Below are 508 nucleotides of genomic sequence, written 5' to 3' on the forward strand. Positions count from 1 at the left end.
CTTAATGATAAAGTAATATCATTAAGCATTCTTGAATCTGGAATTTTTCCTCCTGTAGCTTCTGCAACTTTTGTCCCTATAACATTATTTCCTCTATCTGCTCTTGGTCCAAAACGATCCATTATAGTATGGAATAATCCTGATGCCCCTTCTTCAAAAATAGGGTCTGAAACTACTATACCATCTGCATCTTTCATTTTGTCAAGCAACCATTCAAAATCATCTTTTAATACACATATACTACCTTTTCCAGATAATAACGTCTTAACGCACGCACAACATCCAGTACAATGTTTAATGTTAATAGATGACATTTGAATAAATTCTACTTCAGCCCCTGCTTCTTTGGCACCTTTAAGTGCAACTTTACACATTGTGTCATTATTTCCATTTTTTGTTCCAAAAGAAATACCTAGTATTTTCATTTTCAACTCTCCCTCTTTAGTACTTATTTAATCTTCTTTCATTTTTAATATATAAAATCCATCATCTAAAGCATCTATGATGA

General features: G+C 32.1%; 1 protein-coding gene. It reads right to left on the minus strand.

All coding sequences use genetic code 11. The features are described 5' to 3' along the window. Positions 1-425, minus strand: a 425-nt coding sequence (locus K0039_RS20715; protein WP_228106822.1) for a flavodoxin family protein, incomplete at its 3' end; no start/stop codon positions are given. Positions 426-508: the final 83 nt, after the last annotated feature.

The sequence above is a fragment of the Terrisporobacter mayombei genome, from assembly GCF_020748465.1.
In the GTDB taxonomy this organism is placed as follows: domain Bacteria; phylum Bacillota; class Clostridia; order Peptostreptococcales; family Peptostreptococcaceae; genus Terrisporobacter; species Terrisporobacter mayombei.